18 protein-coding genes and 1 pseudogene are annotated in these 23,744 nt (G+C 38.2%); 5 read left to right on the forward strand and 14 right to left on the reverse strand.

Annotated elements, in window-relative coordinates; translation table 11 throughout:
- Window positions 1–141: 141 nt before the first annotated feature.
- The 7 genes and pseudogenes from yfkAB to AC1TO6_RS15820 all read right to left on the reverse strand — a co-directional run bounded on the left by yfkAB (window position 142) and on the right by AC1TO6_RS15820 (window position 9,101).
- Complete coding sequence (gene yfkAB, locus AC1TO6_RS15790; RefSeq protein ID WP_482102578.1) at window positions 142–1,329, reverse strand: radical SAM/CxCxxxxC motif protein YfkAB; 1,188 nt, start codon at window positions 1,327–1,329, stop codon at window positions 142–144.
- Between the two features lie 486 nt (window positions 1,330–1,815).
- Window positions 1,816–2,085: pseudogene (locus AC1TO6_RS15795) on the reverse strand (radical SAM/CxCxxxxC motif protein YfkAB); the annotation flags it as partial.
- Window positions 2,086–2,637: 552 nt separating this feature from the next.
- A complete protein-coding gene (locus AC1TO6_RS15800; protein WP_482102579.1) occupies window positions 2,638–5,808 on the reverse strand; it encodes an ATP-binding cassette domain-containing protein in 3,171 nt (1,056 codons plus the stop codon).
- A 168-nt stretch (window positions 5,809–5,976) separates the two neighbouring features.
- Window positions 5,977–6,387, reverse strand: coding sequence for a MarR family winged helix-turn-helix transcriptional regulator (locus AC1TO6_RS15805; RefSeq protein WP_482102580.1), 411 nt, complete (start codon window positions 6,385–6,387; stop codon window positions 5,977–5,979).
- A gap of 105 nt (window positions 6,388–6,492) precedes the next feature.
- Window positions 6,493–6,870 (reverse strand): sporulation protein, encoded by a 378-nt coding sequence (locus AC1TO6_RS15810; protein ID WP_482102581.1) that lies wholly within the window; start codon window positions 6,868–6,870, stop codon window positions 6,493–6,495.
- 3 nt (window positions 6,871–6,873) lie between these two features.
- Window positions 6,874–8,049 (reverse strand): AI-2E family transporter, encoded by a 1,176-nt coding sequence (locus tag AC1TO6_RS15815; RefSeq protein WP_482102603.1) that lies wholly within the window; start codon window positions 8,047–8,049, stop codon window positions 6,874–6,876.
- Window positions 8,050–8,141: 92 nt separating this feature from the next.
- Window positions 8,142–9,101 (reverse strand): LCP family protein, encoded by a 960-nt coding sequence (locus AC1TO6_RS15820; RefSeq protein WP_482102582.1) that lies wholly within the window; start codon window positions 9,099–9,101, stop codon window positions 8,142–8,144.
- Between the two features lie 217 nt (window positions 9,102–9,318).
- Between AC1TO6_RS15820 and AC1TO6_RS15825 the strand changes: the two genes are divergently transcribed.
- The gene (locus AC1TO6_RS15825; protein ID WP_482102583.1) at window positions 9,319–9,456 is read left to right on the forward strand and encodes a YjcZ family sporulation protein; all 138 of its coding nucleotides are present in this window, start codon (window positions 9,319–9,321) and stop codon (window positions 9,454–9,456) included.
- A 211-nt stretch (window positions 9,457–9,667) separates the two neighbouring features.
- On the opposite strand, the gene AC1TO6_RS15830 is transcribed toward AC1TO6_RS15825, so the two are convergent.
- Window positions 9,668–10,870: an MFS transporter gene (locus AC1TO6_RS15830; protein ID WP_482102584.1), complete on the reverse strand. Its 1,203-nt coding sequence runs from the start codon at window positions 10,868–10,870 to the stop codon at window positions 9,668–9,670.
- A gap of 442 nt (window positions 10,871–11,312) precedes the next feature.
- Here AC1TO6_RS15830 and AC1TO6_RS15835 point away from each other — a divergent pair, with 442 nt between their 5' ends.
- Window positions 11,313–12,929, forward strand: a complete 1,617-nt coding sequence (locus AC1TO6_RS15835) for an ABC-F family ATP-binding cassette domain-containing protein (protein ID WP_482102585.1) — start codon at window positions 11,313–11,315, stop codon at window positions 12,927–12,929.
- Window positions 12,930–13,062: 133 nt separating this feature from the next.
- Window positions 13,063–13,731 (forward strand): hypothetical protein, encoded by a 669-nt coding sequence (locus AC1TO6_RS15840; RefSeq protein WP_482102586.1) that lies wholly within the window; start codon window positions 13,063–13,065, stop codon window positions 13,729–13,731.
- 86 nt (window positions 13,732–13,817) lie between these two features.
- Here the strand turns inward: AC1TO6_RS15840 and AC1TO6_RS15845 are convergent, their stop codons facing one another.
- The gene (locus AC1TO6_RS15845; protein ID WP_482102587.1) at window positions 13,818–14,114 is read right to left on the reverse strand and encodes a DUF1033 family protein; all 297 of its coding nucleotides are present in this window, start codon (window positions 14,112–14,114) and stop codon (window positions 13,818–13,820) included.
- A gap of 204 nt (window positions 14,115–14,318) precedes the next feature.
- Here AC1TO6_RS15845 and AC1TO6_RS15850 point away from each other — a divergent pair, with 204 nt between their 5' ends.
- Together AC1TO6_RS15850 and AC1TO6_RS15855 are read left to right on the forward strand one after the other, a co-directional pair.
- Window positions 14,319–14,981, forward strand: coding sequence for a 5-bromo-4-chloroindolyl phosphate hydrolysis family protein (locus tag AC1TO6_RS15850; RefSeq protein WP_482102588.1), 663 nt, complete (start codon window positions 14,319–14,321; stop codon window positions 14,979–14,981).
- Complete coding sequence (locus tag AC1TO6_RS15855) at window positions 14,968–16,152, forward strand: toxic anion resistance protein (protein WP_482102589.1); 1,185 nt, start codon at window positions 14,968–14,970, stop codon at window positions 16,150–16,152. Before AC1TO6_RS15850 ends, AC1TO6_RS15855 begins: the two co-directional genes overlap by 14 nt.
- A gap of 127 nt (window positions 16,153–16,279) precedes the next feature.
- Here AC1TO6_RS15855 and AC1TO6_RS15860 read toward each other — a convergent pair whose 3' ends face one another.
- From AC1TO6_RS15860 to AC1TO6_RS15880, 5 genes are all read right to left on the reverse strand, one after another.
- Window positions 16,280–18,199: a vWA domain-containing protein gene (locus tag AC1TO6_RS15860; RefSeq protein ID WP_482102590.1), complete on the reverse strand. Its 1,920-nt coding sequence runs from the start codon at window positions 18,197–18,199 to the stop codon at window positions 16,280–16,282.
- A gap of 10 nt (window positions 18,200–18,209) precedes the next feature.
- Complete coding sequence (locus AC1TO6_RS15865) at window positions 18,210–19,073, reverse strand: ATP-binding protein (RefSeq protein WP_482102591.1); 864 nt, start codon at window positions 19,071–19,073, stop codon at window positions 18,210–18,212.
- Window positions 19,074–19,174: 101 nt separating this feature from the next.
- Window positions 19,175–19,372: a DUF6501 family protein gene (locus AC1TO6_RS15870; RefSeq protein WP_482102592.1), complete on the reverse strand. Its 198-nt coding sequence runs from the start codon at window positions 19,370–19,372 to the stop codon at window positions 19,175–19,177.
- 85 nt (window positions 19,373–19,457) lie between these two features.
- Window positions 19,458–20,687, reverse strand: coding sequence for a 2-oxoglutarate dehydrogenase complex dihydrolipoyllysine-residue succinyltransferase (odhB, locus tag AC1TO6_RS15875; protein WP_482102593.1), 1,230 nt, complete (start codon window positions 20,685–20,687; stop codon window positions 19,458–19,460).
- Between the two features lie 69 nt (window positions 20,688–20,756).
- Window positions 20,757–23,567, reverse strand: coding sequence for a 2-oxoglutarate dehydrogenase E1 component (locus AC1TO6_RS15880; RefSeq protein WP_482102594.1), 2,811 nt, complete (start codon window positions 23,565–23,567; stop codon window positions 20,757–20,759).
- Window positions 23,568–23,744: the final 177 nt, after the last annotated feature.

The following is a 23,744-nucleotide window of genomic DNA, read 5'->3' on the forward strand; positions in this document are numbered from 1 at the left end:
AATTGTAGGTTTTTCGGAGTAATAGCACGGCATTGGCATTAAGTATAACATATGACCATTCCATTGAAGTAATTCCGACAACTTAAGAAAGCCTCCTACCTTAGGAATTATAGGTAGGAGGCTAACAATTTGTATTCTTAGTTAGATATTGGATTCCGTTCTCGTGAAATCTATCTCAGGGTAATAGGCGTCTTTTACCAAAAGATTTGGTCCTAAGCATTTCACAGCGGGACAATGACAACTGATTGTCTTTGCAAGTGGCCGATCAAGCCAACGGTCTAACATTATTGGAAGTGCTTCGGTTTGAATATTGCCCATTGGTGGAGTGTCTCCGAAGTCAGTTACAATCACTTCGCCAGTGAAGATATTTACGTTCAAACGGGATCTGCCATCCGGGTCATTACGAACGGACACATTCTTACTGTTGTAAATCCTGTTTAACAGCGTCAAATCTTCTTTGTTGTTACTACATGGATAAAAGGGTAGTGTGCCAAACAACATCCAGACGTCTTCATTACGGTGATCCAAGAGGTCATGAATTGCATTTCTAGTTTCCTCCAACGAGAGCACTTCTAATTGTGAAGCAAAATCACTTGGGTTCATCCCTTGTAGAGAATCTTGCCTCTCATTAGTGGCAGTCCCTCTATCATATCCTGGCTCATACATAGGATGTATCTCATGCCTTTTACATCCCATTTCTTCTATGACTTGCTTATGTATCTTTTCTAAATGAGGTACTGTCCTACCATTGAGCATTGTCTCAGCAGATACAAATACTCCCATTTCAGATAAAGCCTTAGAGTTAGTAATCATCCTGTCAAGTAATGTCTTTCTCTGTTCTCTAGTAGGCTTTCTTTCCATCATAGCAAAACCAGTATCTATAAACTCATCCTCTGTAGTCCAGTTATGAGAGATATGTAATACATCTAAGTAAGGTGCTATGAGCTTATATCTGTCTAATTCTAATGTCAGATTAGAGTTTATTTGAGTGTATATCCCTCTCTCGTGAGCATATTTCAATAGAGGCAGTACATAATTTTCTACTGACTTTAAGGACATCATAGGCTCTCCACCTGTAAGGCTCAGTGTTCTAAGTGTAGGAATCTCATCTAATCTTTGCAGTAATAACTCTATAGATAGAGCTTTAGGGTCTTTATGGCTTAGAGTATGTCCTACTGCACAATGTCTACACCTCATATTACAGAGATAAGTGGTAGTAAATTCTATACTAGAAAGAGTTAATCTACCATACTGCTCTATATCTTTATAAGCCTCCCATGGATCATTTTTTGGAGACATTTTGGATTTAGAGATAACTTGATTATTCATATAAACTACTCCTATCTAATTAATACCTCTTTATTATGAGTGGGGGTATAATTTATGTCAATGTGAGATGCCATTATGCATCATCTGTCTCTTTACAGCAAACAAAAAAGCACCAAACCCTAGAGGCTCAATGCTTTCCTTATTAGCTTATCTACATTAAGAGTACCTATCTCCACCATATACAGTAATCTCCTCAACCTTTGGATAGGTTTCACATAGTTGGACAATTAAATTAAGGGAAAATAGAATAATACACAAGAAGTGAGGAGATCTACTATGTCCGTAAAAAGTAGAACGTTATCTACAGATTTCAAAAACAGGTGGTAGCCCTATATGAAAATGGAAAAAGCCGACAAGATATTGTCAAAGAATATGAATTAACCGCATCTGCACTTGATAGGTGGACTACACAATTCAGACAGTCAGGTTCTTTCTTAGAGATAGAGATACACAATAAAAAAATAGCAGATGCCTCAGCACCTACTCAATCGCCATATAGTGGTCCAACGGCATTGTTAAGTTCGAATTCATCTGTGTACGCACTCCACGTTCATGCGTGTACGTCAATAATGGTAAAACGTAACGATCTACCGATTTTCTAGAGAACATCGGATCGCCACCTGTGATACTTATGGACCACAAATGAGAGATCTCCTCTAGCCTGGACATAAGTAATTATACCTTAAACCCTTCTAGGTCTTTACACCTCCACACATAACCTACCGCATAATGTTCACAACGCATATTGCATAGGCTTCCCATGGATCATATGCAGGTGACATCTTCTTTTAAAATGCTAAATCATTTATCATTTGTTTATTAACCCCTATACGAATTAAATTAGCTACTCAAATAGTATGCACTTTCAATACAACTTTCGCATTAGCATTTAGATTCTCGACCTGAAACATCAGCTTGAAATTCGGGAAATTTATTATTGCTTTTTCTATGAATAATTAGTTGCACAATGCAAGCACCATCCCTTTTATCCTTAATTAGGAAGCTGATATCACCACTTACTTGCATAATGCAAATATTCTAAAAACAATACTTGTATTTTGCAATTACAACCCCTTACAATAATTTGTAAAGTGCAATTAATTAACAAATGAAGCTTCTTTTAGGGTACCCTCAGTAAATTCCAAATTAAAAAGCCCAACTTCTCTGCAAATGAAAACAGAGAAAATGGGCTTTTCCGTTACTTTATTAAAGCAACCGATTGTTGAATAATACTTTTATATATTTCGGATTTCCTTCTATTAATTCGAGTCTAGACCTGCAATAAATTTCGGCCACAATAATTCTACTTTAATTATTGTGGTCAAGGCATTGATAAACCGCCAACAAATCTTGTTTATTTAACTCACGAATACGATTGAAGATTGGAATATCGGCAACAGTCTCAATATATAAGCTTTCATCAACTATATGATTTACATTTCCATTTAGCCATGTTTCTACTGTTATGCCTTCGACAACTTCCTGGAGTCCCTCATCATTGATGCCACTTGCATTACAGCTCACACAAGGTATCGTTAATTTATTTACACCCTCATGTAGATTATCTTCAGTAATGACTTTCTTCCCTTTGCAGAATGGGCAAGGCTGACTTTTCTTTATCTTATTAATTTGGGTAATAAGTTTTTTGTAACCAAACGCTTCATAAACATATGTTAGTTTTTTGTATTTTCCATTAGTGAAATACCTATCAATGATGTTTTCTCTCGTCTCATTGATATTGTCAAAATCACAAATAGTTACTTGATTATTGTTGCTGATGGATTCGATATTTCCTTTAATACTGTCCCAGAATGGCAATACATTTTGCAGTACCATTTCATACCCAGCAAAACTTGCTAATTCTAATTCAAGCATTTTCAAAGCGACTTGCGTTTCCCTACTTAACAGTGAAACATCTTCTGTCAAAGTCATATCGCCGCCTACAATAGCTTTCAATTTTACCAGTTCCGGTAACTCCCCTACTGTTTTCAAAACTTGATCAAGTGGCTGCTTTATTATTTCACGAATATCCGTGTCGCCAAATTTGAGCTGTTTGTGATGATTTAACACGGAACCTTTGCAAATCGGACATGAAATCATCTCTTTAGATGCTTTCATATGCTCTTTAATAATGGATTTCGAGATGAACATATACATCCCAATTACATTATTAAATCCTTGCCATGTTCTCTGTGCCTTAGCTGCTTTGTCATAAAATGACTTTTCCCAATACCCATATAAAAAAGTATGCTTTTCTTCTGCTGTCATTTCATTATAGCTTTTACTCATATCGTGACCAAGCTCATTCTTAATTTCATTAAAAATGAATTCCAGTCTTGGATATTGATAATATTTTAATACCTCCATCACGTCTGGATGCAATTGGCCCTCCCAGAATGGCACGGTTTTGTCCTGAATAACAACATCTATATCAAATTCTTCTATCACCCCACGGCCCGAACAGCTTGGACAATGATTGTCTTGATAATAGAAATCGAAGCTTCGCGTATCTTTATTGGTAGAATGCGACGCCACAATATGGTTGATCAAGCCGCCAATTTCATAGAGAAAACTATATTGACTATACAAGTGACGTTCCAGATCAATGGCAATGACAGGTGCAATTGTTTCAGATTCGTACTCCCCATATATCAAACGAGCCATTGAGGATAAACTTTTTAAGATTCCGCCCTTATAGACGTTTTCTGCATTTTTAAAATAGGCAATTTGATTTTCATTCAAGCGGTTAATTCCATGTTGTTGATGGATGGTTGAAGAAATTTGCACCGGTGCAACTCTATTCGCGCTGTTTGGTTGACGATAATATTCATCATGACTGACAACGTCAAGGTGCTCTACAGGCGCAAGCTGTCTTTCACCAAAATCAACGATGAAATCAGAGTTTTCCATCATATAAGCATTATGTTCAATCATGATTATCGAGACGGATTCATCCTGCAAAATAAGCCTGACACTATCAATGAATTGATTTAATATATTTTGCGATAACCCTTTTGAAGGTTCGTCAAAAATAAATAATGTATGTGGGTTCCTTGAGTTAGCAAATAGCTCAGAAACTAAATGGACACATTGAAATTCACCATTCGATAATGACTGTGTTTTTCTTTCTAACGTCAAATAACCGAGTCCAAGTTTCACCAATAAACTCAAGCGTTTATGAGCGATATCTTCATATGGCAATTCGTCAATAATATCTTCAATCGAGCGCTGAAAAATATCATCAATATCTTCACTATACTTTGCGAGTTTTCTTTTAATATCTAGAAAAGTTGCAACTGTTGACCGACTAGTAATCGATTGGTTTCGATTTTGCCCTACCATTACCAGCTTATCTTTTGAATATCGCTTCAGAAAGTCCTTGGCCATACATTCATTGACAAGAGTAGATTTACCACATCCCGACTCACCCGTAAAGGTTACAAGTCTATTTCTCGGAATTTGAATTTCAGCCATTTGAATATTACGACAGTATAAATCCTGAAACTGATAGTATTCTGTTGGCATTTCCTGATTTCGTTCCGAAGAGATTGGTTTTGGACGTGGAGATTCTTCAACAATTTCCCCTCCGTATTTACCACTACCAGGTCCAAAATATAATTGTTCATCCGTTGTGTCCAGTACCGTATCAGAATGATCAATGAGCCATATTTGATTCTTATCCCCTAATTGTTTAATCTGTTCTAAAATTTTCAATAGGGTTTGGTGATCAAGACCCACGGAGATTTCATCAATAATAATAACGGTGTTTTCACTTGTTGCCATGAATTCAGCCAAGTAAAGACGTGTTAATTCTCCGCCTGACAATGTTCCCATAATGCGGTTTAATGTTAAGTAACCTATATTCATATTGATAATATTTCTAAGAATATGCTGTTTCGCTTCTCCAATATGTAATTCCTCTCCAAGGGAAAGAATCGATTCAATGCTTAAATTGTTGATGTCAGAAACACTATATGGTTGACCCAATAATTCTATTCTTTTCTGTAAAACGTCTGGATTATAGCGTTTACCCTCACACTTTTTACATTCTACATTTTTGGTAGTACCGCGTCCTTTACAACCTGGACACCAGCCTAGCTCATTATTAAAGGAAAAAACTTCTGGAGAAAGATTAAAATTTTCAGCAAGCGTATCACGAATCTCTTTAAACACGCCAGTATGTGTGCCAATTGTTGAACGTGGATTGGACGATATGGACGATTTTCCTAGAAAAAGGACTAGAGGCATTTCTCCCATCTTGATGGCACTGAAATTTGTTTGCATAATATCGGGGAATAAATACTGATATTCAGCCTTTGGCAATAAGGAAACGAGACGCTTCTTAGATTCCTCACCAATTGTTTGGCAAAAAGTTGTTTTACCAGAACCTGATAAACCAGCAATTCCTAACGATTTATCTACTGGTAGTTCTGCATCTAATTTGTTAATATTGTTCGCAATTAATTGATTGATCTTCACAGTGATATCCTCTCCGTTCTGTAAAATTAGTATTGCCATGTTAGTAAAACTTCAAATGAATTTGTTGTATTTTTTTCGAATCGACAAAACCATTCCAAATTCATGCGATAGTAGGCTTAGCGTTGGAAATCCCCATTTTGCCAACGGAGCCTCTATTAGTGAAATGGTTTAGGACTCCCGCAGTTTAACTTCCAATACATGCATAGAACGAAGTACTGTCTCGCGCTCAAAGTCGTTCATAGAGGAAAGAGCATTTTCCATTTTATTTAAAATTTCACCATTGATAGTTTCTACCATACCCCACCCTTTACTTGTTAAAGAAAGTAGATATATTCTTCTGTCCCCTGTATATGGTGTTCTAACGAGCATCTCTTTCTTTTCAAGCGTACCAATTTGTCTGGAGAATGTTGTGATATCCATACTTACAGCATCAGCAACTGTCTGCATGGATGGCTTTTTTAGTATTGATATCTCATATAGGATTGAACTTTGAACAACAGAAATCGCAGAGCAACTCGTTTTATGAATGTTACGCATGCTTTTTGATAGCGAGTGGAAAACAGGAATGATCTTATCCATTATGAATCTCCCCCTATGAACCCTTTTCGCAATTATACAGGAAGAAAAGTTACCTGCCCAAATGAAAAAGAAAACGCACCCTAGTTTAATAGGGTGCGTTCACCGTCATGCATAGATAATTTCGTCTTCGTCTTGAATATCAATCCCATTTTTAAGATGTACGATTGTTTTTAATTTGAGCAGCTGGGATTCAGCTTCTGTCTCCCAACGCTCATCAGGTACCATCTCAAAAGAAATCATCCATGTTTCTTTTGATTTGATATCACTCATCATTTCTATCGATTGTTTTGCAATGATAACTTCCTCAGTTTCCGTTTTCTTTAACAATTCAATAACGATAAAATCGACAAGTTCATCACTGTTGTCACCTTCAATATAAACAGTTCCTGATAGTGTTTCTCCAAAAGCAATATTTGGTCCATCAACATTTGTATTAACAGTCATTTCGCCGTATTCGATTGTTGACGTAAATTGCCTCACCATAGTCTATTCCCCCGATTCTTGATTAGCAATATCATTATAATGCAGATTCTCATTATCTTCATACTTATTATACCGTAATTTCAACAATTTAAATAAATGATTTACAAGGACTTTTAATAATGCATAACCCGGAATTCCTAGGACGACACCCGCAACCCCAAACAATGAGCCTGCCGTCAATAGCACGAAAATAATCGTTATGGGGTGGATACGTAATGATTTACCCATAATTTGAGGTGATATAAACTTCCCGTCAATCAGTTGAACAATTGTCCATACAGCAGCTAATTTGAAAAGCATTAATGGTGATGTGACAATCGCAATAATGGCGGCAGGTATAATCGCGATAAGAGGTCCGAGATATGGAACTACACTCGTAAACATCGCCAGAACCCCTAGCAATAATGCATACTCCATTCCAATTATTAAAAAGCCTATAGAAACCATAACCCCAATACAAATCGCAACCAAAATTTGTCCTTGAATATAGGAACTGATTTGGTGATCTGCATCATGGAAAATGACTTTAGCATCTTTGCGCATACGAGGCGGCAACATCTTAATAATGAGCTGTGGTAACTTTTCTCCATCTTTCAACAAATAAAATAGGATGAAAGGAACCGTTACAATCGCAAGGATGAAACCCGTAAGCGCTGAGATGAATGAAGTTACACCACTTGCAATTCCGCCAACTGTATCGGTGAAGAACTTGCCTATATTACCTTGTACGGAATCCAAGAGTGTATTAACGTTAATATCCAAACCTTCATAATAAGAAGCAAAGATAGAAGAACGTAAAAAAGCATCCGTATTGACTAATAATTGACCGAAATATGTAGGGAATTCTTCAATAAGATTATGAAACTGTATTTTCAGAAAAGGCAAAACTAGAAAGACCAGCAACGTTATTAGACCAATCACTCCAATGAAAATGATTAGTATTCCCCAAATTCGGGGTATTTTCACTTTTTCTAACAGACGCAGAATCGGTCTCAATAAATAGTAAGCAATTGCAGCAAGAATGACAGGCAACACAACAGTGGAGAAGAAAACCGTTATCGGATAAAAGATGAACGATATTCGATTGAAGATAAAAATGATTAAACCAATTAACAAAATTGAAACGAGGACGAATAATGTACTTCGTCCTCCGAAAAACCGAATTACTTTTGAAGTCATTCCATCGTTTTTTTTCGTTTCTAGGGCTGTAGTCGACAACTTCTCTTCATTCAACTCCATAAGCATCCCCTTTTCTGGTTAACATTGTTCTACTAATTCAGTTGCATTGAGAGGAATTTTGAGATTGCCTCTTTGTTTTTAGCGATATCCAGCTCAATGACGGACCCTGCATGTGAATAGGAATTATAGGAATACGAGCCTTTCACAGGCACAGTCATTGTTTCGACTTTCGCACCCTTCTTCATCAAAAGTGAAATTGCTCTTGAAATTTCGTCTTTTGATGATAAATCGGTATTAATGAATCCGGACAATGCACCAGAAAGTTTTGGGACATTGGCTAACATTCCTGGACTGACTAATTCATCTTTCATCGCGGAAATCACTTCCTGTTGACGTGCAACTCTTCCAAAATCACCTTCTTCATCTGCGCGAAAACGAGCATAACCAAGCAATTCCTTACCGTTTAAATTCTTCTTGCCGGGCAATAGTGTAACGCCGATTTTCTCAGACATTTCTTTTTTGACATCGATTTCCACACCTTGAGGGAATGCGATATCAACAATTGATTCGAAATTAGCAAAATCGACAATTGCATAATGGTGAATAGGTATACCAAACATGCCTGTAATGGTATCTTTTGTCGTCTGTAATTTACCAAGATAATAAGCGGTATTTAGCTTATATGATTTAAAGCCCGGGATTTCCGCATATATATCACGCATGAAGGAAATGACTCGCATTTTCCCTTCACTCTTGTCCCATGACAAGACCATCATTGTGTCAGTCCGGGATCTACCACTTCCATCATCGTCTACACCAAGTAACAAGTAGTTTTCAATTGATGTATACTTTGGATCCACCGCATCGCCCTTGAAAGGACCTGGGTCGATCCCGTTGCTTTCAGCCAACGATTTTCCTGCATTGTATTCAATATACGAATATAGCCCGATTCCTATAAAACAGAGCGTAACTATTAAAAATAAGACCCTGCCGATACGAAGCTTCTTCTTTCTTCTTCTTTTAGGAATAGGTCCTTCATAATTATCTTCCATAAGTAAATTCCTCCAAAAAATGATATCTAAGTTAGGACGAACAGGAGGCCACTTGGTTGCAGTAATCTATCTCAATTATACCATGAAGCCCCATGGTGTTAACGGTTATTGTTTGATTAGCAATAAACATTCGTTTATTTGGGTAAATTGACCTGAAATTCACTTACTCAGGAAGATAAATGATAATTCCCCCACTCCCTATTACGCACTCATGCATATGTTACATAGATGTTCGTATAGGAAGGCGGTGTATGGTATGGGACGTGATTACAAAGGAGGCGAAAGTAACTCTTTCGCTCTGATTGTTGTGCTTTTCATTCTGTTGATAATCATTGGCGCAAGCTTCATCTGTTAATAGAATAAAGCTTTTTCAATCTTAATTACCCATTGAACCACTCTGCTATAAGAGCGCTTAACTCGCGCTCTTTTCACTTTAGTATCAAATTTAATGCAATCAGCTATTTCCTCCAATTCTAACTATGTCACAATTAAAATATGTACATAGGAAAAGTGGACGATGAATCAGATATAGTATCTGGCTCATCGTCCACTTTTATAAGTTTTATTTACTTTTTGTTTGATACTTTTTTATCTCCAATCTTGAATGCCAGAATGAACATCAATACATACAAAGATAAAATGATGACCAGTGTGTAATTATGGTTTGCAGTACCATCATAAACAATAGCGATCAAAAGAGGTAATAATCCACCCATGATGAAACCACCTGTTTGCATCATAGCGGTCCACGAGTTTGTTTCTTCCACTGTGTCTGTCTCATCAAGCGGTAAAAGAAGTGCTACTGGAAACAATCCTCCAAGCGGTATCCCCATTATAAACGCGCCTGCGTACATCAGTGGATGTATGCCAGTCCATAATAGACCTAAAGCTATCATACCTGCAGTAAGCATTAGAAAGAGCCAAAACTTACGGGCTGGAAATTTTTGCATTAATAAAGGAATAATGATATTTAAAAAAAGTTGAACTGTTGTCATTATAGAGAGTAACAGTCCAGCTTGTAACAATGTCATTCCGCTTGAAATTCCGAGTGGAGCGAGCCATGTAATGATAGAGAAAAAAGCAGATGATTGTAAACCAAAAAACAGTAAAAATAACCAGGCTTTACGTATTTTCCACGGAGATTTCAGCGTTTTTAAATTCAGCCGGGCAATTTGGGGATTAGACGGAATAACGCTCATGCTTGTTTTCGTTGCCTGGTACCAAACAGCTATACCAACAATAGCAAGTATAGACCAGATACTTAGTGAAAATGGATAAGACTCAGTTGATTCAAAAAATACTGCAGTTAAACCCGCACTAGCCGCAGAACCTACTCCCATTCCGAACGAATAGATTCCAATAACTGATGCAGTACGCTCGGGGAAATACTGTTTTATCATCGCAGAAAGAAGTGGTCCAATAATAGCGATGGCAATCCCGATAAAAAACGCTGTTACGATAAGCACTGGGAAACCGGAAACGAAACCACGCAATCCAGTCATTATCCCAATAATAATTATCATTAAGTAAATTGTACGTTTTAAACCGAACTTACGGCTCATTATGGGGGCCAATGAGGCAAATAACCCCATACAAATGACTGGAACTGCCGTCAAAAGACTTACCTGTGCGTTCGATAACATCAATTGCTCACGAATTGTTTCCAGCATGGGACCAATCGAGGTAATTGCTGGTCTCATATTAACGGAAAGAACAAATATAGCGATAATGATATAAATATTCTTTCTATCTATCAGTTGTTTCGGCATTTCTATTTCTCCTTCAAAATTCAGATTTACAGACTTGTACCCGCTTCAACCAAAATACATAATTTCTTATGAAAGTGTAAATGATGTAATAGTATGTGCAGTAAAAAACAATTGAGGAATACTCCTTAGCTTACCACCTAGAAAGCATGTATTGCTACAATATACCTTGATTTCACACAATCTTTGCGGGCTCCTACGAAATCAGTATTTCTAAATTCAGCAACATGATTGTTTGTAATATAGAAGCATTCCTAAGAGATTTATTTTTCTGAGTTATGTGGTAATTCAGAACTGATACGATTAATCAGCGGCTCCGAATTGTTGATATCATATTAGGTATTTCAGATATATCGATTATAGAAAGCATATCGAATTAGCATTGTTGCGTATGCGTTTTCTTTCGTGCTATAATAGGAGCATTGTGAATTTAGGAGGATTTTGAATGATAGCAGTCAGTAATGTAAGTCTTCAATTCGGCGATCGCAAGCTTTTTGAAGATGTGAATATACAGTTTAATCCTGGACATTGTTACGGTCTAATTGGTGCAAATGGTGCGGGAAAATCTACATTTCTTAAAATCTTGTCAGGTGAACTAGAACCTCAGTCAGGAAATGTCATTATGGACAAGGAAGCACGACTAGCATTCTTGAAACAGAATCACTTCGAATACGAAGAAAGTGTCGTTCTTGATACAGTTATTATGGGTCACAAACGTTTATATGACATTATGATGGAGAAAAATGCTATCTATGCAAAAGAAGATTTTTCAGATGAGGACGGCATGCGTGCAGCTGAACTTGAAGGTGAATTTGGCGACCTAAACGGTTGGGAAGCAGAATCCGAAGCCGCTATTCTATTACAAGGTCTAGGCGTCGCTGATGAATTCCATCAATTGAAAATGGCTGAACTAAACGGTTCCGATAAAGTGAAAGTTCTACTTGCACAGGCATTGTTCGGTAAACCTGATGTACTTCTGCTAGATGAGCCTACAAACTCACTGGATTTAAAAGCAATTCAATGGCTTGAAGAGTTTCTAATGAATTTTGAAAACACGCTTATTGTCGTATCTCATGACCGTCATTTCTTAAACAAAGTTTGTACGCAAATTGCAGACGTCGACTTTTCGAAAATCCAGGTTTATCCGGGTAACTATGATTTCTGGTACGAGTCAAGTCAACTTGCACTGAGAATGTCACAAGACCAAAACAAGAAAAAAGAAGAGAAAATCAAAGAACTCCAAGCATTTGTTGCTCGCTTTAGTGCCAATGCTTCGAAATCTAAACAAGCTACTTCTCGTAAGAAAACGTTAGAAAAAATAGAGTTGGATGATATTAAACCATCATCTAGACGTTATCCGTTTATCAACTTCCAAATAGGTCGTGAGATTGGGAATGACGTACTAAGCATTCAGGATGTTAGTAAAACTCAAGATGGAAATGTGTTGCTGAAAGATGCTTCATTTACTATTTCTAAAGAAGACAAAGTTATTCTTCTTGGAGATCCACTTGCTAAGACAGCACTTCTTCAACTGCTTGCTGGTGAATCTGATCCGGATTCTGGTGTAGTTAAATGGGGCGTTACGACAACTCATGCATACCTACCCATCGACAACAGCGAATACTTTAGAGGCTCGGAGAAATCACTTGTTGAATGGTTACGACAATATTCACCTGATGACCAAACCGAAACATTCCTACGTGGTTTCCTTGGACGTATGCTGTTTTCTGGTGAAGAAGTGAACAAGGAACCATCCGTTTTATCAGGTGGAGAAAAAGTTCGTTGTATGTTATCAAAAATGATGCTAACAAGTTCAAATGTACTCCTTCTGGATGAACCTATGAACCACTTGGACCTAGAGTCAATTCAAGCGCTTAACAACGGCCTGATTGCATTCAAAGGCGCAATGATATTCACATCACATGACCAAAAGTTCATTCAAACTGTCGCAAACCGAATCATTGAAATACGTGAAGACGGTTCGATTTTTGATAAACTAATGAACTACGAAGAGTACCTTGAATGGAAAGACCTACAAGAAAAACAAAATAAAAAGAAATAAGCAATTGCCGTTTCCTCTTTACTGGAAACGGCAATTTTTTAACTAAATGGTGTTGGCTGTCTAATTGGAATATAAACAATTCTGTATGATAACCGCATAAATGGGTATAACCATATAGAAAGGAGTGTTTTTCATGAGTAGAATAAAGTTTCCCATCTTTTTGTTAGTGATGATCTTAGTCTTTTCAGGATGTTCGAAAAAAGAGCCAACTGCCCTTGATAATTCCGGATCAACTCATGGTACAGTTGGTGACAATGTCGTTAACGAAAGTAAAAATGAAAATGACGGTGAAATTCCACTGTCAGACCTATTTATGCCAGATGGCTCAAAAGCGCATTATCTAGGTGAAGGAAATGAATTTGCAGAACTAGATGTTCAAGTGACACGTCCATTCGAAAATTATATTATTATCCATGAAAATAACGGAGGTTCACTGGTTAGACATATCTATAAAATTGAAGCTGACAAAATAAGTATCTTAGAAGAAATGACTGTTGAATTGATAAAAGATTTCCCTTCCCAGGAAGAATTGGATAAGTTGAATCCGATTGGTGTTTATCTACAAAAGCCTCTTGAAAAAGGAACTACTTTTGATACATGGACAATTATTGATACTGAAACAACGATAGATACACCGTATAAAAAATTCGAACATGCGATTGTCATTGAGGAAAAGACTGAGGATTATACCAACCGAAAATATATTGTTGAAGGTTATGGTGAAGTTAAACGGGAATCTATAATGCATATGGATGATGGTGAAGTCGTTGTTACTTCAACTTTGTCAACAATCGAAGAATAGGCTTGAAAAAAAGGCGTCCCTTCACAGGACGCCTCTTTAAATCAAAGTACGTTTCTTAAGTCCAAGTACTATAAATTCTATTTATCTTAACAGAAAGCATCGGGCTTCCCGTCTTTCATCAAGATAACTCCGTGATATAATTGTAGATCTTCATCACAGCCATCACAGAAATTTATTTCATCCTCAGACCAAAAAGCATAAAAGCAATTTTCTTTCATAGCTTCCCTCTTGTGCTTTGTTCTTAATTCGCTAGTCAGTTTTTTAAAATGAGCCTCAGCTAAAACAATATCGTCGAATGAATGGCGTGAACGGATTGTTTCCTCCCATTCATCAAACATCCACCAAGGTTCATAATCAGCTTTCATATATATAACTTCAAACATTTTTCGAAACCTCCCTATGTAACTCGTAGGTGAATGTCCTTTATTTTAACAAACTCCTACCTAATGTCCAATTAATTGCTTTTACATGCAAATTCAAATGGTAGGTACACAGTGCATTTATCGGGTATAATTGAAGTACTGACATGAAACTTTATTCGTTTTCAAACGTATAAAGTATAAGGTCAAAGGAGGTTTGAACATATTATGAAAGAAATCCAACAATTTTTAACCAGACACTTTATCACTGCACCGATCAGCTTTGGATCCTGGCTATTTTTCGTTATGGGATTAGGTTTGCATATTGTTGTGGCCACGGGCCTTCTCGTAGCAATTTATCTTGGCGGAAACTTCGCTTTGAAGCAAATTCAACATTCATCCAATTTAAAAAAACTCGGGATGTCCCGTTCTGAATACAGTCATATAAAAGACCAAATTACAGGTGCTAAAATTAAAGTCAGAAAACTAAACAGTCTATACGGACAAGTACGCTCAGTCCAAGCATTTAAGCAACTGCATGAAATGAATAATCTATCCCGAAGGATTCTTGGTATTGTCCGTACCAACCCAAGAAAGTTCTATTATGTAGAAAAGTTTTTTTATGCCCATCTTGATTCAGCAGTTGAACTGACTTCAAAATATGCTTTATTGGTCAATCAGCCACTAAAAGATAAAGATCTTCGCATTGCTCTTCAAAATACGCGCGAAACGCTTGGCGACGTTAACAAACAACTAGAGCAAGACTTGAAGAACGCATTATCATCTGATATTGAACAGCTCCAAATGGAGATTGACTTTGTCGATATCTCGATGAAAAATAGTAAAACACCGCTTGAACTGAAAGGAGATACAAACAATGACAGAAAATAACACTTCAAAAACCATTGATGATTTACTAAATAGTCCTTTTGATGTTAAAGAGCCACTCCTCCCCCAAGAAATGCAAACTAACAATAAAGAGCCTGATAAAAGTCTTAAACTGATTGATCGTTTATCAAGTGAGGAAAGAGATAAAGCAAAATTGCTTGCTGAACAAATTCCAGTTGGCAATTACGAGGCAATAATTACGTATGGAGCAAGTGCACAAGGCGAACTCTCAAAGTTCTCATCGCAGATGCTTGATCATGTTCAAAGTAAAGACATCGGTCCTGTCGGTGATGTTTTAAAAGACTTGATGAACAAACTTTCGGAAATAGATCCAGACGATTTGTCCGACAAGAAAAAGTCCGGTTTAAGCAGGTTATTTAATAAGGCTACACGATCTGTACAAGAAATGATGACGAAGTATCAGAAACTAAGTACACAAATTGACCGGATTGGTATCCAACTTGAACATTCAAAACGCGGCCTATTAGACGATGTTCAGATGCTTGAAAATTTATATGATCAAAATAAAACATATTTTCAAGCATTGAATATTTTTATAGCTGCGGCTGAATTAAAACAGGAAGAAATTGCTAATGACATTATTCCGAAAATGCGTAAAGAAGCCGAATTATCCAATGACCAAATGGCATTTCAAGAAGTGAATGACATGGCTCAATTTCTAGACAGGTTGGAAAAACGATTGTACGATTTGCAATTATCACGACAAATAACGATTCAGAGCGCACCACAAATTCGAATGATTCAACAGACAAATCAAACACTTGCAGAAAAAATCCAATCATCCATTATGACATCCATTCCCTTGTGGAAAAACCAAATCGCTATTGCATTGACATTGAACCGACAAATGAAAGCAGTCGAGTCCCAGAAACTAGTTACCAAAACAACAAACGATTTGTTACTGAAAAACTCAGAAATGCTGAAAATCAATTCTATTGAAACTGCAAAAGAAAACGAACGTGGTATTATTGAAATCGATACATTGAAAAAGACACAAGAAAACTTAATTCAAACGATTGAAGAGACGCTTGTTATCCAAGCAGATGGTCGTGCAAAACGAAAAGCCGCCGAAGTAGAAATCGGTCGTATGGAAGAAGAACTAAAACAGCGACTTCTTGCTGTCCATGACAAAACACAAAACCGCCCAGTTTGAAGGCGGTTTTTTTCTCGAAAAATTATATTTCCACACAGTGTATCCTTTCTATCTTGAGATTTCACCAATTTAAGACTTACATTAAATAAACTAGCTAAACAGTCTTCCTAGGCTTTGACTATAAAACTTACGTATTTCGAATAACAATCGAGAGAAGTTTTCGCAATATCCGTAATGTCTGATCAGTAAAACTATCTACGGAGTTGGAAGATGCGGATTTATTACCAAACATCATTGAAAAGATAGCCTTTTCATCATCTGTGGGTTCTTCAGTCGAGAGAAATAAATGGATGACGGAAATACCTTTTTTTTCAGTTTCCATCACTGCTTCTGCTGTATCAAGTATTCCATTACGATCATAGCCAAATGCAGAAGGTTCTCCATCCGAGAAAACAAGCAGAAATTTATGCTTTTCTTGTCTTTCTGCCAGCTGTTTTGCAATCCATCTAATCGCAAATCCATCGCGATTGTCTTCATTCGCATCGAACGATAAAATGGAAAGTCCGTTATCATTATAACTATCATTAAATGTGTGCATTAGGCCAAAAACATTTGGCTGTACCTCCTTCGTCGCATGGTATGCATCCTCATAATAAGATGAAATTAAATGTTTTATCCCAAGATGACGGAGTACGTCATGAAACAATAGTACAGCTCCCTTTGTTTCGTCCAATTTATCAAGCATGGATGCTGACCCATCAACGAGCAGACCAAACACGGCATCCAAATTGACAGAAGGTGCATTTTTCCTGTAAAAGGGTTTGGGTCTTTCATCAACGACTAATGTCGTTAACTTTGTTGAAAGCCGGCCTTTCATAAGTCTCTCTCGTCTCGAATCTTCTTTCAAATCGATACGTTTTTTTATTTCTACTACAAAAGATCGGACATATGGCCTTTGATTTTCACGCCAAATGGACAACTTTTGACGATTGTCAACCTCATCCACTACTTCTATCCGTTTCGCTTCGTATACCACGTTCATATGCTCTTTACCGAACATCTTTCCCGCTTTAATTCTGTGATCCTTTTTTTCAGTTTTATCACTCGTATCATCTGTCCATTGGTTATCATCATTACCTTCTGAATTTCCAGATCCAGTTTCTTCAATTGCAGCCCTTTCATCTCCACTTGCAGCATCGTTGGCATCACTTTTCCCGGAGCGTCCATGTTCTAGTTCAAATTCCAGATGAATACCTGATTCACTTTCGCTCTCACGATGCCAAGAACGGAATACTTCTTCAATTGTTTCTTTTGGAGCCTCCTCCCCCTGTTCGGCGTCAGCCATCCCTTTATGATAGTGGAATACCGTATTATCCAGAGTAATGGAGTCTCCTGCTGAATAGTACTGATGCATCAAGTCTTTGCTAAAAGACATCACAACAATCTGTAAAATTCTTTCAACAATTATAATATTGTCTTCGGTACTTCTTGAATCGTATGCTTGTTGTAAAATAGTTTGAATCGTTATGAAATCGACACTGTGTGGTAATACTTCCTCATTCCAGTCAATCGTCATCTCCGTAAATATGCCTTCATGAAGGCATATAAATAGCTGATTCATCAAAGCATCTGCATAGTGGTTTTTATGTATATTTGATAACAAAACACCACGATGGTAATGTACATACGCTTCCCTTCTCACATCAAAAACGCTTGTAGTCCCTACTCTTTCTTTAATAATTAAATCGCTTAATCGAAACTCTTCCAACATCATTACTAGTTCTGAGGCGAAATTTCGCAGTGGTTGTGAGGTGTTTTTTATGTTGAAATTAATCCACGCATTAACGCTGAAATGCTTCCAATAACCCAATGTCAGTAAATATATATCAGAGAGTCTTCCAGCATGAATTATTTCTTCTGTTCGATGACGCCAAAATACGCTCATTGAAATAATTGACTCTTTAGGTCGGAATTCAAGCAACTTTCTCTCGGTTAACTCAAGAAAGGGTGCATCCGCCAATGCACGCCCTAACCGTTCATATAATAAAAGAGTTTTTGCATCAACAGTTTCATCATTGAATTGTATGAATCGATTCATTTTCACCATACTAATCGCCTCATTTCACCCAAGTATCTACTAACTCCATGACAAGTCTGCGTTCGATAACATCATCCATTTTTTCTGCGATAGCGTACTGAACAGCACGTTTTGTGGGTATATGTTCCGCTAAGCCGATTGCATCCAGCAAACTTCTAACTGATGCTGCTTCATCGGACAGCAGTCCATTCATGACTTGTTTTTTTAAATCATTACTGATATGAAGGAATGTCTCGATAAGTTTCTTTGATGCATTCGGATGAGAATTTGTGATGACTGCTTCCAATTGTGCTCCACTCAAATAAGGCACTGTAAATGATACAAAACGATTTTTCAAGGCCTCGTTCATTGGAGAGGTTCCTACATACCCTTCATTTATAGCGGATATAACGGTAAAATCTTCATGTGCAAAAACCACTTCACCAGTAAAAGGATTCGTCAGCATGCGGCGATGATCAAGGACACTATGAAGAATAGGCAACGTTTCTGGCCTAGCCATATTGATTTCATCGATGTATAAGATATGTCCTTTTTTCATGGCTTGCACTACAGGACCTTCAACGAATTCTATAACCGTCTCCCCTGCCTTACTAATAATCGTTTTAAAACCAAGAAGCGCTTCCGCATCTAAATCGACAGAACAGTTTATACTTTGCATTGGTTGATTGAAATAACTTGAAATTGTCTGCGCTAATTTCGTTTTTCCAGAACCAGAAGGACCTTTCAATAGAACAGGTTTTTTTAATACGATACTAATTAGCACATCTTCCCATAAATTAGGATTAGGGGATACATAACCCCCTTCTTGTATTAATCGAATCGCTTCTTGACCATGTGCCTTTTTCGACCGAATTTGCTTTTCTTTTTCTACGAGAGCGTTCATGGGTAGTCCTCCTATTAAAAAGGCCGCATGCCATAGAGTGGCTAGCGGTCTTTTAGTTATTGTATTGTAAATAAATTTCAACATAGAGACTTCACATCATATTATTCAAAATATGTTTTGTAATAGCCCCCGACTTTCCCAGAGTTATCAAGTATGAAAATGAACTCATCAGTTTCATTTTTCACTTCATACTCTTTACCAGGTGTCAGAACGTTTGTAACTACATACTTTTCAGCCTCTGCATGTTTACAAACAACAGTACGGATTGCAGGTGCAGTAGTCCAATCTTTGAATGTCATAGCCAATCACGCCTTTCTTGTGGAATGAATAAGGAAAAATCGACCCGCTAACAGTAACGGGTCGATTAGTAACTATTTCTACGAATTAAGAACCAAGAAGAAGATCTTCAGGATTTTCAATTAATTCTTTTACCATTTTCAAGAAGCCAACTGAATCTTTACCATCGATAACACGGTGGTCATAAGATAGGGCCACATACATCATCGGACGGATTTCGACATTGTCTCCAACCGCAATCGGACGTTTTTGAATTGTATGCATTCCAAGGATTCCGACTTGAGTTCCATTCATGATTGGCGTTGACATCAATGAACCGAAGACTCCACCGTTTGTAATTGTGAATGAACCACCTGTCATGTCAGCAATCGTAAGTTTGTTATCGCGTGCTTTTTTCGCAAGTTCAACGATAGAACCTTCGATTTCAGCAAAGTTTTTACGGTCTGCGTCAATAACGTTCGGTACAACTAATCCTCCATCAGTTGAAATAGCGACACCGATATCATAGAAGTTCTTAAGAAGAATTTCATCTCCGTCGATTTCTGCATTAACGTAAGGATATTTCTTAAGCGCTGCTACAACTGCTTTTGTGAAAAATGACATAAAGCCTAAACGAACATCATTCTGATCGAAGAATTGGTCTTTCTTACGTGAACGAAGTGCCATAACGTTTGTCATGTCAATTTCATTAAACGTTGTAAGCATTGCAGTAGACTGCCTTACTTCAAGTAAACGTTTAGCAATTGTTTGTCGACGACGCGTCATTTTCTCGCGAGTTATACGACCATCATCTACTACATCTGCTTTTGGAGCCGCTGCTGCAGCTGGTGCTGCTTTCGGAGTTGTACCATGAGCTTCTACGTCTTGAACACGAACGCGTCCCATTGGATCAACTGGTGATACTGCTGCAAGGTCGATGCCTTTCTCGCGAGCCAGTTTACGTGCTGCTGGGCTGGCAATCGTTCGTTCAGAACCGCTTGCATCTTCGGTAGCTGTTGAAGCAACTGGTGCTGCTTCCACTTTTTGAACAGTTTCTGCCGTCGGTGCAGTTGGAGCTGGAGCTGCCGCTGCTGGTGCGCCTGATCCTGAACCAACAATTGCGATGACTTGTCCGACAAGTACTGTATCGCCTTCTGCTGCAAGGTGCTCTTGAACAACTCCAGCTTCTTCAGAAATGATTTCAACATTTACTTTATCTGTTTCAAGTTCAACGATGAACTCACCTTTTTCAACACTATCACCTGGTTGTTTCAACCATTGTGCAACCGTTCCTTCTGTAATCGATTCTGCAAGTTCTGGTACTATAATTTCTGCCACAATAAATTCCTCCTCTAGTCTACCGTTACAATGAGTTATAGCTGTTTTTTAGTATAACTTCACTTTACATTACTTCTTCAATGCCTCATCCAAGATGCGGTTCTGTTCAATTTTATGAGATTCTCCGTCGCCTTCAGATGGGCTCGAACGGTGAATTCTTCCTACGTAAGAAACTTTCTTATCGCCTGCAATTTCACGGATATAATTGTTTGCAAAATGCCATGATCCCATATTCTTAGGTTCTTCTTGTACCCAAACGAGATCTTTTACATTAGGATAACGTGCAATAATATCACTGATTTTTTCAGCTGGGAACGGATAAAGTTGTTCCACACGGACGATATGCAAATGATCATAGCCTTTGCCATCTTTCACTCGTTCAGCAAGATCAATTGCCACTTTACCACTAGCGAACAGGACTTTCTCGACTTTGTCGGTCTTCTTGCCTGTTCCTGGTTGTTCGAGCACGGTTTGGAAATGACCCTCTGTCAAATCGTTGACGTCAGCACCGACAAGCGGGTGACGAAGAAGTGATTTAGGCGACATTATCACGAGCGGACGCATTGACTTTTCTCCAAGCATTTTTGCTTGTCTGCGAAGAATATGGAAATAGTTTGCAGAACTAGAAAGATTTGCGACCGTCCAATTATTTTCAGCACATAGTTGTAAGTAACGTTCGAGCCTAGCACTTGAATGTTCAGGTCCTTGGCCTTCGTATCCATGCGGAAGTAGCAAGACTAATCCAGACTGTTGGCCCCATTTCGAGTAACTAGCCGAGACGAACTGATCGAACATGACTTGCGCCATATTTGAAAAGTCCCCGTATTGCGCTTCCCAAATAGATAACACTTTTTGGTCTTCTAAATTATAGCCAAATTCATAGCCGACAATTGCTGCTTCAGTCAAAGGACTGTTATATGCAACGAATGAAGCTTTTGAACCGCTGATATGATGGAGTGGCACTAATTCATCACCAGTTTTTTCGTCATGTAGTACAACGTGACGATGCGCGAAAGTTCCACGCTGCACATCCTGACCTGTCATGCGAATTGGGTTTCCATCTTGAAGAATAGCACCAAATGCTAGCGTTTCAGCATGAGCCCAATCGATTTTTCCTTTTCCATTGAAAGGTTCTTCACGGCGTTTCAGAATTTTACCCAGTTTTCCGAACACATTAAAGCTGTCAGGGTACATGAGCAACTCCTCATTCATGCGACGCAAGTTTGCCTCATCCGTACCAGTTTCAAGGTCTCTTGGATATCCTGCGAGAACTGCTTCAGGTGTAGCATTTGAAAGAAGTGTTTTTTGTGCTGTTTCTTCTTTAACCCTGTCGTATGCAGCTTGCATCGTTGCAAAAACATCTGAATCGAGTTTCGTCACATCTTCTTCAGTCATGATGTTAGCTGAGGCTAGTTCAGAACCGTAAAGTTCACGAACCGTCGGATGCTCATGTATTGTATGATACATTACCGGGTTCGTAACAAGGGGCTCATCCATCTCGTTGTGTCCATAACGACGATAGCCGAGAAGGTCAATCAGAATATCTTTGCCAAACTTTCTACGGTATTCAAATGCGAATGAAGCTGACGCGATAACTGATTCTGGGCTATCCGCATTGACATGCAGGACGGGCACTTCATACCCTTTTGCAGGATCTGATGAATAATGCGTCGATCTAGAATCGTAATATTCCGTCGTGAAGCCAATCATGTTGTTCGCAATGACGTGAATGGAACCGCCTGTTTTAAAACCGCGCACACGGCTGTAATTGAATGATTCAGGAACAATACCTTGTCCCGGGAATGCGGCGTCTCCATGAATGAGTACAGCGTACGCAGCATCAGGGTCTTGTACAGGAATACCAGGATTATCCGTGTTTTCCTGTGCAGCTCTTGTCTGCCCTGTAACAACGGGATTGACGACTTCCAAGTGGGACGGGTTATATGCAAGAAAACGTTGCATACCTGATTCGCCTTTATAGAGAGCACCCATATGGTATTTCACGTCACCGAACCAGCCCCGTGTCGTTTCAAGTGAACCGTCGGCAGGAAGGAACGGGTCTTCAGGGACACCCGCAAATTGTGCAAACATCATTTCATAGGGTTTATTTAAAATATGTGTTAGTACATTCAAGCGGCCACGGTGGGCCATCCCGATCAATACTTTTTTCATTTTTTGTTCTTCAGAAAGACGAACGAGTTCGTCAAGGAAGACGACTAGTGTATCAAGACCTTCAATAGAGAATCGTTTCGCACCGACGAAAGTACGATGGATGAATTTCTCAAAACCTTCAATTTTCGTCAATCGTTCGAGAAGTGCTTTTTTCTCATCAGCGGAAAATACTGTGGATACATTTCCGTTCTCTATTTTGGATTGAATCCAGTTTCGTTCTTCTTCATCAATTACGTGATCGAATTCATAGGCGATTTTACCCGTATACAAGGACTTCAAGTAGTTTACTGCTTCAAGTCCGTTTTCTACACTGGATGGGACATTTTTGAAGAAGAGTGAAGCCGGCATTGCCTTCAAGTCATTTTCAGAAAGTCCATAAGTGGAAAGCTCCAGTCGTGTTGAATCTTTTGGACGATCACTGAGCGGATAGATATCTGCTGCTAGATGTCCGTATGTACGGATGGCAGACTGCAACTGATAAGCGGATAATACTTTTCCAAAATCTCCGGTAGATACTGCTTCCACCGATTTGTTATGTCCCAAATCGTTCATTTCAGGCGCACCAAAACGGCTGAACATCTCGGCAAGTTCAGCATCTACAGACTCAGGTGACATTTTGAAGAGTTCGTACATTTCCATTATATACCCAAGGTTCGGACCCGAAAAAGCAGCATACGGGGAACGATGGGCGTCAGCATTATTCGACATGTAAAATGACCTCCACATTTGCCAACAGGCATATTGTGTTTATATTTTAATTCTTGTTAATATTACCACGCAAACACTTTAACTGAAAGGGTTTAGCGTTAAAATCATTAACTTTATTACCACGAACAAGAATACACCGAATTTTCATGCCTTGCAACTATTCGAGATATAAGTGTC

It is taken from the genome of Sporosarcina sp. Y352 (assembly GCF_056786535.1).